The sequence below is a fragment of the Glycomyces paridis genome, from assembly GCF_004912155.1.
GTDB lineage: Bacteria > Actinomycetota > Actinomycetes > Mycobacteriales > Micromonosporaceae > Glycomyces > Glycomyces paridis.
Genome location: NZ_STGX01000014.1, coordinates 1 through 12,108 on the forward strand (window position 1 = coordinate 1; position 12,108 = coordinate 12,108).

Here is a 12,108-nt window from a genome sequence, read left to right on the forward strand (position 1 = left end):
CATCTGCTGGCGCCGCCTCCAAAAGAGTTAGGAACTCTAAGAGGACTTCTTGTTCTGCTGGTAATAGCGGGCGACCCGGACCCGGTTGCCGCATCGCTCCGCCGAGCACCAACGCCGCCGCGGGTGGGTCTGCAGGAAGACCAACCTGCAGTCGTCGGCCTCGCATTGCTTCAACTTCCCGATGCCCGGATTCGCCAACAGCTCTGCGGCCGCCTCCGCCAAGATCGCCGCGAGCCGTTCCGCGCTCGTGCCGGACCGCTCGGTCGTCACCACTGCGATGCCGTCTTCCATCGCCAGCCGCTTGTGCACAGGGGCCGCCCGCAGCGCGCGGTTCAGACCCTCAACGACCCCTGGCGGCACCGGCCGCCCCTCCAAGAGCGCGGTCACCGACTCGTCAACGAGCTCGCGCACTGCGCCCGCCGCCGTCACCGCAGCCGCGGGTATCGCATCGAACCCCGCCAGCTCAGGGTATCGATCGGATTGCCGTGCAAGCCAGTCCGCCAAGCCCTCGGGGCCGTCCAGCAGATCGGCGTCTGCCGGCCGAGTGTTGACCAGGTCCAGGGCGAGCGGCTCGCCGATCAGTGCATCGTGCCTCTTCATGAGGCTAATGGTACACCCACGGAATCATCCATTAGAAGCATGCTATCGTCTTTCTAACGCATGAAACCGAGAAGAAAGCATGTGAATTATGTACGCGGCCCTCCCTCAGATCCACCACCGGCACCTCGACATCGACGGCGTGCGCGTCTTCTACCGCGAGACGAACCCCGGCCCCGACGCTCCCGCCCTCCTGCTCCTGCACGGCTTCCCCTCCGCCTCCCACCAGTTCAGGCGCCTCATCGACGCCGTCGGGAACCGCTACCGCGTCATCGCCCCCGACTACCCCGGCTTCGGCCACACCGAGGCACCTGCCGACTTCGCCTACACCTTCGACAACCTCGCCGACGTCGTCGAGCGCTTCGTCCTCCGCCTCGGGCTCGAACGCTTCGCGCTCTACTTGTTCGACTTCGGTGGCCCCGTCGGCTTCCGCCTCGCCCAGCGCCACCCCGACCGGATCACCTCGCTGATCGTGCAGAACGCCAACGCCTACGAGGAAGGCCTCTCGCCCCTCGCCCGCGACTTCATCGCACTCAGCCCCGAGCAGCCCGGCGCCGAAGCGACCGTGCGCGGGCTCTTCACCCTCGAGTCCACCCGTGGGCAATACGAGGGCGGCACCGCCGACCCCGCCCTCGTCTCGCCCGACGGCTGGACCCTCGACCAGCACTTCCTCGACCTCCCCGGCCGGGCCGACGCTCAAGCCGCGCTCGCGTTCGACTACAAGTCCAACGTCGCGCGCTACCCCGAATGGCAGTCCTGGATGCGCCGACACCAGCCGCCCACGCTCATCCTCTGGGGCGAGAACGACATGTTCTTCCCCGCCGACGGCGCCCGCGCCTACCTCGCCGATCTTCCTGACGCCGAGTTGCACCTGCTCGACACCGGGCACTTCGCACTCGAAGACCGGCTGCACCGCATCGTGCCGCTCATGACCGCATTCCTCGGTCGAACCTCCACCGCCACGACCGTCAAGGAGCACAACGTGAAGCCTAAGAAGATCGCCCTGTTCGGAGCCTCCGGGCGACTCGGCGGCGCCATCGCCGCCGAAGCCGTCGCTCGCGGACACCAGGTCACCCCGCTCGGCAGCGCCGACGCCGACATCACCGACCCGACCGCCGTCGCCAAGGCCGCCACCGGACACGACGCCGTAGTCGCCGCCGTCAAGGGCCCCGACCGCACCGTCTCCAAGGGAGCCGCCGCGCTCCTCGAAGCCCTCCCCTTGGCCGGCGTCGACCGCATGGTCTTCATCGGCGGCGGCGCAAGTCTCGAAGCCGCCCCTGGCACTCGCTACCTCGACTCGCCCCAGTTCCCGGAGGCGTACCGCGACACCGCCACCGACCAGGCCCGCGCCCTCGAACTCCTGCGCGCCACGGACTCAGAGGTGAACTGGACCTACGTCAGCCCGCCCCCGATGCACCTGGTCCCCGGCGACAAAACCGGTCAATACCGCACCGAAGCACGCGACACACCGGTCACGGATGCCAACGGAGAGAGCCGCATCAGCATCGGCGACTTCGCCTCCGCCGTCCTCGACCAGATCGAGAACAGAACCTTCCCGCGAACCCGCATCACTGTCGGCTACTGACCGACGGACCACCAGGACGGCATGAACCCCGTACCGCCACCGACCGCTCGGATCCCCGAACCCCACCCTCCCGACCCTGAGGAACCGCCGTGAACCCTGAACCACGCCCCAACACCCGCCGATGGCCGCGCCGAACCGCGATCAGCGCCGCCACCGCTCTCGCGCTCCTCGCCGCGTTCGTCCTCGGCGCCGCCTACCTCTGGCGGCCCTCGGCCTCCGACTACGACTCCGTCTACCTCGACCAGGTCGCAACCCGGTACGCCGACACCGACCTGGCCCGCTTCCATTACACCGTCACAGGAAGCGGATCCCCGATCGTGCTCATCGCCGGTGGCGCGCTCTGGCAGTACTCCTGGCGCAACACGATCCCAGCGCTCGCCGAACACCACACCGTCTACGCCGTCGACCTGCCCGGCCAGGGATACACCGAAGTGCTCCAAGAGGACTTCGCCTACGACCTGCCGGCGATGGCCGACGCGATCGAAACCTTCCTCGACGCGGTGGGCCTCGACAAGACAGCCCTGGTCGGGCATTCCTGGGGCGGGGCATGGAGCCTCTACTTCGCCGAGACCCGGCCCGACCGCGTCACCCGCCTCGCCCTGCTCGACGCGCCCGCACTCGACGTGGAGCACGCCGACCAGATCAAGCCCTTCGAGATCCCAATCCTCGGCAGCGCCGTCGCGAACCTCACCACCCGCGACCTGTTCGCGGACAGCCTCAAGAGCGCTTTCGTCCACGACGACAGGGTGACCGACGAAATGGTCGACGAGACCTGGGCCTGGTTCTCCCGCCCCGGCCAGCGCGACGCGTTCGTCGCGCTCGCCCACGGTATGGACTACCGGCTCACCGACGCACTTCTCCACCAGGTCTCGGCGCCCGCACTCGTCCTCTGGGGCGGCGACGACGAATGGCTCCCTGCCGCACAAGCGCAGGATCTCGCGGGAAGGCTCCCGCACGCTGACGCCGTCATCCTCGAAGGATGCGGCCATAACGTTCACGAGGACTGCCCGGAACTCGCGATCCCCCTGATCGATGAATACTTCGAGGACTGACCCCGTACCGCGATGACGCGACCGGCCCGGTGCACTGCGCGCCGGGCCGCGCCTCCACACCAACCGCACCTGACCTGCGTTCAGGCCATGAACGAACCCGAACTCCACCCCACCGGCGGCTACGAGCACGTCACCATCGTCGAAGCCAATGCGATAGAGCGGTCGGGTCGACACCGGGGAGTTCATTCAGGGTGTGGCCCTCATGGCTGAGGATGTGCTCGCCCAGTGCGGTGGCGTCGAGTCGTATGTCAAGGCGTGGGGTGGGATTCCGTTCCCTGCCGGCGACCTGGAGCTCCTCCGGCGAGAGCTGTTATTAGGCAATGGGGGAGGACGGGGAAGCGGGCGGGGCGCCCCCACCGACGGCTTGAGCCGTGTGCGCCCCGCCCTGGTCCTCAAGGGTTGCCGGCGCCCTCGTGGAGGTCTGCGGTCTTCGAGGCGATCGCGTCGCGGAGTTCGCGCTGGCCGATGGCGAAGCCGCCGACCCAGAACGGGCGGGCCTCGGGTTCGAGACCCCGGGTCATCACCGTGATCGGCTTCGGCCCCAGTAGCCGGACCTTCAGTTGCGGATCGCCCGGCCCGCCTCGGTATTCGGCGAGTTCGTAACGCGCGCCGGCCACCTCGAAGGTCCTCGGGTCGATCGGCTCGACGCGTGGACGCATCTTCAGCCACTCCCGATCGGGTGGACTCGGAGGCGGCATCGCTCACCCCTCGCAGACTCGGGCTCGGCCGATGTAGCGGTCCGGCAGCTCGGCCTTTCCGGTGTAGAAGACCGTGAATCCCTTGACCTGCATCCATTCATGCCATTCGGGCGACTGCGAGCGCCAGGCCTCTCCCCACGATGCTCGAAGGTTCTCGGAGTTGATCCCCGAGACGATCAGCACCAGGTCGCCTCCCGACTGCTGCTGGTAGACACGGAACGACTCGGGTGCGCACTCTGCCGGTGCGGCGCACACCGAGAACCAGTCGACGCCGTCCGTGAACCGCCCCCGCTCGACTTCCGGCGGCGGATTGCGCCGCGCTTCGGCTGCTGTTGACAAGTCCGATCCTCCCTGCTCTGACTGAGACCGAGACCGGTCTCGCATGCCAGTGAAACCCACCATAAGTGCAGGTCAGGGCGGCGCGCCATAATCACATTCGCCGTCGAATCCGGCCGTCGAATCGACCGGTCGAGAATCGCGGACGGGAAATCCAGTTGAAGTTTCCGATTTCGACTGACCGATAGCCGACAGAATGTTTGTGGCGGTTGGTGGCAGGATGAACCTATGAGTAGCGTGAAATTCCTGAACGGTGAGCTCGCGAAGCTTCTGGTGGAGTGGCGACTCAAGAAGGGGCTCAAGACGATCAAGGATGCGGCGTTCTTTCTAGGAACCTCGCCGGAGATACTGTCCGGGCTGGAGAGCGGTACCCGGCAGTACATGGATGCACCGCTGATTGACGGCATTCTCAGCGCTTACGGTGCACCGCAATACATTCGAGATGACGCTGCAGCCAAGGCCCGCCAGATCCGATTCGGCGACCCGCAGCGGTGGCAGGAGTCCGGACCCTCCTGGTTCAATCGGATGACCCAACTGGAGCCGAGGGCGACGGCGATCGACATCTTTGAGGACACCTACATCACGGGCCTCTGCCAGACGGTGCAGTACGCGCGCGCGATCATGGAGACCAACCCGGATCTCAAGGAGGAGTCGATCGGGACGGCTCTTGAGTTCCGGAGCCATCGCCGGAGAATCGTGGTCGAGAAGGCGGACAACGGCGCGAGGCTCCGCATCATCCAGGCCGAACACTCGCTGTCGGTGATCGAAGGCACCGACCTGTACGCCGAACAGCTTGAGCGCCTTCATGAGGACAACGCTCGCGAGGGCATTGACATCTTCGTCATGCCAACGAAGGTGCTGCACCCTTCGATGGAGGGGCCGTACATGATCCTGTCCTTCGACGACCCGAGCACGCCGGATGTGGTGTATCAGGAGAGTGTCCTTGGCGCTCAATACGAAGCGCGCATCGATCAAGTGGACCGGTGTCGCGGTGTATTCTCAGCCACGCTGGCATCTGCCGTACCGCTAGATGAGTGGAGTAGCAAGAAATGCTGACAACGGAGTGGAAGAAATCTTCCCGCAGTGGCAACCAAGGTGGGGCTTGCGTTGAGACTCGCCTGCTCGGGGCTGGTGTACAGGTCAGGGACACCAAGCTCGGGGAGGATTCCCCCATCTTGAACGCTTCGCACTCGGATTGGGTCGCCATCATCGGCGATCTGAAGCGCTAAAAAGTCCGCAATATAGACGGCCTCCGGCTTGCCGGGGGCCGTTTCGCATCCTCTGCGAAGACGCACATGGCGTCCTTTTTGCGGTAGTACGCTCTCGATGTCTGATCGGCCTACGGCAGTGGAGGCAATTGATGTTGACGTCCGAATGGAAGAAGGCCTCGCGAAGCAGCAACCAGGGGGGCAACTGCGTCGCGGCCCGGGTGTTCGGAACAGATGTGCAGGTCAGAGACACTAAGCTCGGCAGGATCTCTCCAATCCTGAGCGCTTCGCCCGCTGACTGGGCCGCCCTTTTGGGCGGGTTGAGGCGCTGACCGGGAATCGGCCCCCGAGCGCTCGGGGGCCGATCGTCGGCCATTCCATCGAAGCTTCTCGCCGCGTTCTTCGCTTGCGGCCCTTGAGGGTCACAGATTTCGGAGGCCGTGCTCGAAAGCGATTCGTCTACGCGCCCAACGACTTCGGCACCGCAAGATCCTCACTCGCATAGAGCCTGGCGATCGATTCGGGGTCGTGGGCTGCGCAGGTCGCCGCGATGAGGTCCATCAAGGCGTCGTAATCCGGGCCGGTCTCACCTTCGTATGAGGCGGTCATACGGCCCCACTCGTCCCAAGGCAGCGTTTCGACGCGCATCAGCGCGGCGAGGTCGCGGACGGCGTTGCCGCGGATTTCGGCGACTCCCCAGGCGTGGTCGGTGCCAGCCACACCGAAGGCATCCGGGTCGATCGATCCGTCGCGGTAGCGATGCCAGGCCTCACCGCCCGTGAGGAACTGACCTTCGACCAGGTCGGCGTCGTGCTCGACCCGGCCGAGGCCCACGTACTGGGCGTCGATGCGGACCCAGCGGTCCTCGCGCTCGTGGCGGTATTCGAGCACCCAGTGGTCGATGCCCTCGCCTTCCTTGAAGTACGTGGCGAAACCGCAGCGGGCGCGCGCCGCGATGCCGCGCAGACGAAGCAGGGCGCAGCTGACCACCACGAAGTCCCGGCAGGTCCCCACGACGCGTTCGGTCGGCGGTCGCGCGACATGCAGCGGGGCCGGGTTCTGGCGCAGCAGCGAACCGAGGATCTCCTCCGCACCGCGGAGGTCTTTGTCGGCGATGCGCTCGGGCGGCAGGTCGAGCGGGCCGATGTCGATCATGTGGAGCACCAGCTCCTGCACCGTCCGGCAGACCTCCAGCGGATCTGAGGGCACCTCGGAGGCGAGGGCCGCCAGCTCCGGGGAGAGCGTGGTGAAGACGCCGGGCAGGTCGTAGCCGGCAGCGCTTGCGGTCATGGACTCGACGCTACGCGGACCTACCGACATGCCTACCGGCGTCCGCAGTCAGGCGTGGTCCTCCGCCCGGCGGAACGCCGGGCGGAGGACGTCCGACTCAAGCAGATTCAGTGCGCCGCAGCCGAACAGCCCCGAGCCACAGCCGTACCGCGACGACCACCAGCGCGGCCCCGGCCAGCGCGTACATGCCCCAACCGACATCGGGTGCCATGAGCACCAGCAAGACCCGACTCGGGGCGAGCGCGGGCACGGCGACGAGTCCCACGTAAGCCACCGCGAGACCGACTGCGGTCCAAACGGCCATGCCGGTCCACACCCGCCAGCGCCGACCCGCCGCCGGAGCTCCCTTGCGGATGCGCCGGAGCGACTGGACCACGACCGCCACGGCGAACGTCAAGAGCAGGGCGATGGAGACGAGCATGGCCGGGTAGGTCCAGTCGGTCGCGGGCGCCGAAGGGTCCGCTCCGGTCGTGGCGCCCGCGGCCACGCGGGCCGCGCCCAGGGCCGTCTCGACCAGGGCGCCGTCCTGGAAGAACCCGTAGGCGTTCTGCGCGAGGACCACGCCGAGGTCGAGATCCGGCAGCAGGATCACGGCGGCGCTGTATCCGGGTGCGCCGCCGGTGTGCCAGACGGTGGTGGTGCCGAGGTCGGCGTTGCGGTCGTCGAGTTTCCAGCCCAGGCCGTAGTCGACGCGCTCGTTCATCGAAGCGGCCGGGGTCTGCATGAGCGCCTGCGATTCGGGGGTGAGCACGCCCGCCCCTCCCGAGAGGTTCGCGGCGGCGAACGCGGCGAGGTCGGCGGCGGTGCCGCCGAGGTAGCCGTAGCTCGGGCCGGTCGGGTCGAAGGGGGCGTCGATGGCGACGGGCCGCCCGAACGCGTAAGCGTGGCCGTCGGGGACCTCGGCCGCAGCGGCGGCGTCGGCGACCGCGGTGTCCATGCCGAGTGGGTCCAGGACCGCCTCGCGCAGGTACTCCTCATAAGGCATGTCGGCGACGGCCTGGACGAGGGCGCCGAGGACCAGGTAGTTGGCGCTGGCGTACTCGAATCCGGTGCCGGGCTCGGTGGTCGGGGCCGTGTCGGCGAGGTCGGCGAGGGCCCGGCCGTACGGGTCGGCGTCGGCGTCGGCGTCGAAATGGTCGGTGACGCCGCTGCCTTCGGGGATGCCGCTGGTCTGTTCGAGCAGGTGGCGCACGGTGACCTGGTCGGCGTGGTCGGGGTCGGCGAGCGTGAAGTCCGGCAGGTAGGTGCGGGCGGGTTCGTCCAGGTCGATGCGGCCGTCTTCGACGAGGGTCATGACGGCGGTGGCGGTGACCGGTTTGGCGACCGAGCCCCACAGGAACGGGGTCGAGCCGGTGACGGGTTCGCCGTCGCCGTCCTCGCCCCGGTAGGCCTCGTGCGCGGTGCCGTCGGCGTGGACTACGGCCCAGGCGGCGCCGGGGACGGCCGTTGCTTCGAGGCGGGCGGCGATGTAGGCGTCGAGTTCGGCGAAGTCTGCGGCTGGTGCCTGTGCCGGTGGGAGGGGGCCTGGGGTGAGGGCGAGCAGCAGTGCTGCGAAAGCGGTGGTGTGCATGGGGTTTCCTTGCGTGCGGCCGCGGGGTGTCGCGGAGTCGATAACTATATGACCGTATGGTTTCGCCGTAACCATACACCGGTATGGTTAAACCATGCCCAGGACCGCCGACCACGATGTCCGCCGCAAGCAAATGGCCGACGCCACGCACCGGCTGATCGCTCACACCGGACTCGACTCGGCCACGATGGCGGCGGTCGCGCGCGAGGCGGGGTTCTCGGTCGGGCTGGTGCAGCACTACTTCGGCTCGAAGGACGAGCTGCTGCTGTTCGCCTACCGGCAGATGACCGACGACCAGCTGGCCCGCGTGGGACGCCTCGTCGCGGAGGGCGAGGCCGACCGGCAGCCGATCCGCGCGATCCTCCTGCGCTGCCTACCTGAACTGTGGCCTTTGGACGCCGACCGCCGAGGCGAGTACCGGGTCTCGAAGGCCTTCCACGCCAGGGCACTCGACGTGCCGGCGGTGGCCGAGGTCGCGCGCGAGACCGCGTTCGTTGTCCGCGGCCAGATCGCCCGCGCCGTCGCGAACGGCAAGGAATGCGGCGAGGTCGAGGCGTCAACCGACGCTCAGGCTGCGGCGCTCGAACTCTCGGCGCTCATCGCGGGCCTCGCCGACGAGCTCTACCGCGAACCCGAGGACCGGCGCCTAGAGGTGATCGCCGAGGCTCTGTTCGCGGCCCGCCTCGCCGCCTATTTCCCGGGCGAATGCCGCCACTACGGGCGTTGACCCGTCGGCGCCTTGCCTCAGGCGGCCTCGGCGAGGTCGTAGAGCGCCACGCCGAGTTCGTGGAGCAGGTCGGGAAGGTCGCTGGCCGCCTCGTCGTCAGCGCCCATCGTCGTGGCCGAGACCGTTCCGGAGAGTCCCTCCTGGTACCAGATCATCTCCATGCGCGGGCCCGTCTCGACCACACCGCCCATCTCCCAAGGCCTTTCGGTCGACTCGCTGCCGACGAGCACCCCGTTGTAGTCGTAGTCGCAATCGGTGAACGGGCAGAAGGCCCAGCTGTCGGCCGTGGTGCCGACGACCCAGATCGAAAGGCTCGAATACGCGATCGACTCGCTGTCGCGCACGGTCGCTCGGCACGCGTCGTCGTCCTCCTGGATGTCCTCGAACTCCCATGCCGTTCCCAATGCGGTGGCGAACGACTCGGGGTCGAGCAGTTCACAGAGCTCCGCGCTGGACGGGATCGACAGTGAGGACTCCGATGCCGAGCTTTCGTCTCCATCGGACCCAGAGTCCGCGAAGTCGCCGTCGCCGCTCGGCGGCGGGTCGTCGCCGGAGGACAAGACGATCCACAGTGGCACGATCACCAGCAGCGCAGCCACGGCCGCCAAGACGGCGATGACGGGCCTGCTGAGGCGCGGCTTGGACCGGACGGGCACGGGCGGGAAGACGTAGGTCGGGCCCTGGTCGACCATAGTCGGTGCGGGACCGGTGAAGGCGGCCGCCTGCTGTCGCTGGTGCTCGATGAAGGAGACGACGGGCTCGGGCGCTTCGCTCGCGACTTCGCCGGTACCGCTGAGGATCTCGGTCAGTTCGGTGAGCGTCGGGCGGTCCGCGGGGTCCTTCGCCAGGCACGCGCCGATCGGGCCGCGCAGCGCCTCGGGCACCGAGCTGAGATCAGGTTCCTCGTACACGACCTTGAAGAGCACCTGGGGGATCGAGGGCCCCTCGAACGGGACGCGGCCGGTGGCGGCCATCGCCAGGAGGCACCCGAGGCTGAAGATGTCGGAGCGCTCGGTGAGCGGGTTCGACTGCGCCTGTTCAGGGGACATGTAGCCGGGCGAGCCGACGACGCCGCCGGTCTGCGTGAGGGCCACGCTGGTCGAGTAGTCGATGGCGCGGGAGATGCCGAAGTCCAGCAGCTTCGATCCCGTCGAGGTCAGGATGACGTTGGAGGGCTTCAGATCGCGGTGCACTAGCCCCGCACCGTGGATGGCGGTGAGCGCGGCGGCCAGGTCGACGCCGAGGCGGCGCACGTGCGCTTCGGCGAGCGGGCCGTGCGCCTCGACGTGCTGGACCAGGGTGGGCCCGGGGATGAACTCCGAGGCGAGCCAGGGCTGTTCGGCGCCGGTGTCGGCGTCGACCAGGCGGACCGTGTGCGGGCTCGCGACCCGGCGGGCGGTCTCGACCTCGAGGGCGAAGCGGCTGCGGAAGCCCGCGTCGTGCGCCAGATGCGGCAGGACGCGCTTGACCGCCAGCCAGCGCCCGTCCGGTGAGCCCGTGAGGTACACGTGCCCCATGCCGCCCTCGCCGAGCGACGCGACCACCCGGTACGGCCCGATCTGGCGCGGATCGTTGGCGGTGAGGGCGAACATCGGCGGCTCCAGGCGTCGAACGGGCAGGTTCCCTTGCGATTCTAGGCACTTGCCGCCACGGCGAGGTATTCGTCCGGTTCTCGGCCCTCAGAGCGCGGTGGCGCGGCGGCGCAACAGGAGATGCTGCGCGCTGAGGCCGATCGCGATGTAGGCGTACAGGGACGCGGTGCCGAGGAGGCCGACGCCGTCGGCGTGGTCGATCCACAGGCCGAACGCCAGGTGCACGGCGAAGGACAAGAGCCAGAGGCCCGTGGTGCGCACGGTCCCCTTGCGCAGCAGGCGGCCCGAGGAGTCGCGCCAGACGTTCACCGTCCGCGCGCGGGCGGCTCCCAGCGCCGCCGCGACGGCGAGGCTCGCGCCCAGCAGCACGATCGGCAGCGCGGTGAGCGGGTGGAACTTCACGACCGAGGCGACGCCGAACGCGAGCCCGGCGGCGCCCAGGACGCCGAAGACCGCCGGGGCGACGAGCGAGCCGACCGGCCGGAACGGGCGGGTGCGCAGCTGGCGGAACACCACGAACGCGACGACCAGCGCGGCGAGCGTGTAGGCGCTCGTGCTCTCCATGACGACCTCCGAAGGCGAATGCGGCTCGGAACCGAGTCGTCGGCGATCCTAGGGCAGCGGCGGGCCGCCGTCCTCGGCCGATCGCGCGAGAGCGGTGAGTGCCACTGTGGTGTAAGTGAACTCTGCGGCGCCGCCCACGGCGTCGATCGCGGCGCCTATGCCGTCGTGCAGCTCCCGGCGCCGGCTTTCGGAGAGCTGAGCCTGCATGCCGCTGGTGCGCAGGCCTTCCAGCCACTCGTCGCGGGTGTACCGGTGCGTCCACTCGAAGCGCCACTCCTCGGGCTCGGCGAACGCGGCGACCGAGCGGACGCCCGTCGCGGCGTTGTCGAGCATGTGGCGGTAGAGGTCGAGCGCGCGCTTGTTCGCGAGCGCCGCGAACTGCTCGGGCAGGACCCGCCTGTGGACCTCGGCGAACGCCTCGGCCAGCTCGGGCGGCGGCTCGGGGACGTTCCAGAACACGGTCAGGCGCCCGCCGGGTCGCAGGACCGAGGCGGCCTTCGCGGCCCCCGCGGCGGGGTCGATCCAGTGCCAGGTCTGGGCCGCGGTGACGGCGTCGAAGCTCCGGCCCGCGGGCTCCCAGGATTCGAAGGGCGCGATCTCGACCTCCAGGCCCGTGGAAGCGGCGAACCCGGCCATGCGGGGATCCACGTCGACACCGAGGACGCGGCAGCCCGCGGCCTGGAGCTGCCGGGCGGCGATGCCGGTGCCGATCCCCACGTCGAGGACGTCGGGATCGTCGGCGGCGATCCGCTCGATGAGCGCGGCGGGGTAGCGGGGGCGGCTGCGGTCGTAGCGCTCGGGGTCCTCGCCGAAGGACTCGGCCGCCGCGCGGGCCTGGTGGGGCTGGACGTTCGGTAGAGTGGTCATGCGCCCACTATAAATGGGCGAG

14 protein-coding genes and 1 pseudogene are annotated in these 12,108 nt (G+C 68.7%); 7 read left to right on the forward strand and 8 right to left on the reverse strand.

Features of this window, described 5'->3' with window-relative positions:
* Positions 1–36: 36 nt before the first annotated feature.
* Positions 37–600 (reverse strand): CGNR zinc finger domain-containing protein, encoded by a 564-nt coding sequence (locus tag E9998_RS17765; RefSeq protein ID WP_136531041.1) that lies wholly within the window; start codon positions 598–600, stop codon positions 37–39.
* A gap of 88 nt (positions 601–688) precedes the next feature.
* Between E9998_RS17765 and E9998_RS27145 the strand changes: the two are divergent.
* From E9998_RS27145 to E9998_RS17775, 3 genes and pseudogenes are all read left to right on the forward strand, one after another.
* A pseudogene (locus tag E9998_RS27145) lies at positions 689–1,546 on the forward strand (alpha/beta fold hydrolase); the annotation flags it as partial.
* A complete protein-coding gene (locus tag E9998_RS27150) occupies positions 1,526–2,182 on the forward strand; it encodes an NAD(P)-dependent oxidoreductase (RefSeq protein WP_420842454.1) in 657 nt (218 codons plus the stop codon). The pseudogene E9998_RS27145 and the gene E9998_RS27150, both read left to right, overlap by 21 nt.
* An 89-nt stretch (positions 2,183–2,271) precedes the next feature.
* Positions 2,272–3,234 (forward strand): alpha/beta fold hydrolase, encoded by a 963-nt coding sequence (locus E9998_RS17775; RefSeq protein WP_136531042.1) that lies wholly within the window; start codon positions 2,272–2,274, stop codon positions 3,232–3,234.
* Between the two features lie 392 nt (positions 3,235–3,626).
* On the opposite strand, the gene E9998_RS17780 is transcribed toward E9998_RS17775, so the two are convergent.
* Both E9998_RS17780 and E9998_RS17785 read right to left on the reverse strand, forming a co-directional pair.
* The gene (locus tag E9998_RS17780) at positions 3,627–3,893 is read right to left on the reverse strand and encodes a hypothetical protein (RefSeq protein ID WP_136531043.1); all 267 of its coding nucleotides are present in this window, start codon (positions 3,891–3,893) and stop codon (positions 3,627–3,629) included.
* Positions 3,894–3,935: 42 nt separating this feature from the next.
* Positions 3,936–4,271 carry a hypothetical protein gene (locus tag E9998_RS17785; RefSeq protein ID WP_136531044.1) on the reverse strand — a complete coding sequence of 112 codons (336 nt, stop codon included), beginning with the start codon at positions 4,269–4,271 and terminating at the stop codon, positions 3,936–3,938.
* Positions 4,272–4,496: 225 nt separating this feature from the next.
* Here E9998_RS17785 and E9998_RS17790 point away from each other — a divergent pair, with 225 nt between their 5' ends.
* From E9998_RS17790 to E9998_RS17800, 3 genes are all read left to right on the forward strand, one after another.
* The gene (locus tag E9998_RS17790; protein WP_136531045.1) at positions 4,497–5,324 is read left to right on the forward strand and encodes a DUF5753 domain-containing protein; all 828 of its coding nucleotides are present in this window, start codon (positions 4,497–4,499) and stop codon (positions 5,322–5,324) included.
* On the forward strand, positions 5,318–5,497 hold the full coding sequence (locus E9998_RS17795) for a DUF397 domain-containing protein (protein ID WP_136531046.1): 180 nt from the start codon (positions 5,318–5,320) through the stop codon (positions 5,495–5,497). Before E9998_RS17790 ends, E9998_RS17795 begins: the two co-directional genes overlap by 7 nt.
* A 131-nt stretch (positions 5,498–5,628) precedes the next feature.
* Positions 5,629–5,808, forward strand: coding sequence for a DUF397 domain-containing protein (locus tag E9998_RS17800; RefSeq protein WP_136531047.1), 180 nt, complete (start codon positions 5,629–5,631; stop codon positions 5,806–5,808).
* 127 nt (positions 5,809–5,935) lie between these two features.
* Here E9998_RS17800 and E9998_RS17805 read toward each other — a convergent pair whose 3' ends face one another.
* Together E9998_RS17805 and E9998_RS17810 are read right to left on the reverse strand one after the other, a co-directional pair.
* On the reverse strand, positions 5,936–6,766 hold the full coding sequence (locus E9998_RS17805; protein WP_136531048.1) for a transglutaminase-like domain-containing protein: 831 nt from the start codon (positions 6,764–6,766) through the stop codon (positions 5,936–5,938).
* Between the two features lie 97 nt (positions 6,767–6,863).
* The gene (locus tag E9998_RS17810; RefSeq protein ID WP_136531049.1) at positions 6,864–8,336 is read right to left on the reverse strand and encodes a serine hydrolase domain-containing protein; all 1,473 of its coding nucleotides are present in this window, start codon (positions 8,334–8,336) and stop codon (positions 6,864–6,866) included.
* A 94-nt stretch (positions 8,337–8,430) separates the two neighbouring features.
* On the opposite strand from E9998_RS17810, the gene E9998_RS17815 reads away from it, so the two are divergent.
* Positions 8,431–9,063 (forward strand): TetR/AcrR family transcriptional regulator, encoded by a 633-nt coding sequence (locus tag E9998_RS17815; RefSeq protein WP_136531050.1) that lies wholly within the window; start codon positions 8,431–8,433, stop codon positions 9,061–9,063.
* A 17-nt stretch (positions 9,064–9,080) separates the two neighbouring features.
* On the opposite strand, the gene E9998_RS17820 is transcribed toward E9998_RS17815, so the two are convergent.
* The 3 genes from E9998_RS17820 to E9998_RS17830 form a co-directional block, all read right to left on the reverse strand.
* Positions 9,081–10,655: a serine/threonine-protein kinase gene (locus tag E9998_RS17820; protein WP_136531051.1), complete on the reverse strand. Its 1,575-nt coding sequence runs from the start codon at positions 10,653–10,655 to the stop codon at positions 9,081–9,083.
* An 87-nt stretch (positions 10,656–10,742) separates the two neighbouring features.
* A complete protein-coding gene (locus tag E9998_RS17825; RefSeq protein ID WP_136531052.1) occupies positions 10,743–11,219 on the reverse strand; it encodes a hypothetical protein in 477 nt (158 codons plus the stop codon).
* Between the two features lie 48 nt (positions 11,220–11,267).
* The gene (locus E9998_RS17830; RefSeq protein ID WP_136531053.1) at positions 11,268–12,086 is read right to left on the reverse strand and encodes a class I SAM-dependent methyltransferase; all 819 of its coding nucleotides are present in this window, start codon (positions 12,084–12,086) and stop codon (positions 11,268–11,270) included.
* Positions 12,087–12,108 lie beyond the last annotated feature (22 nt).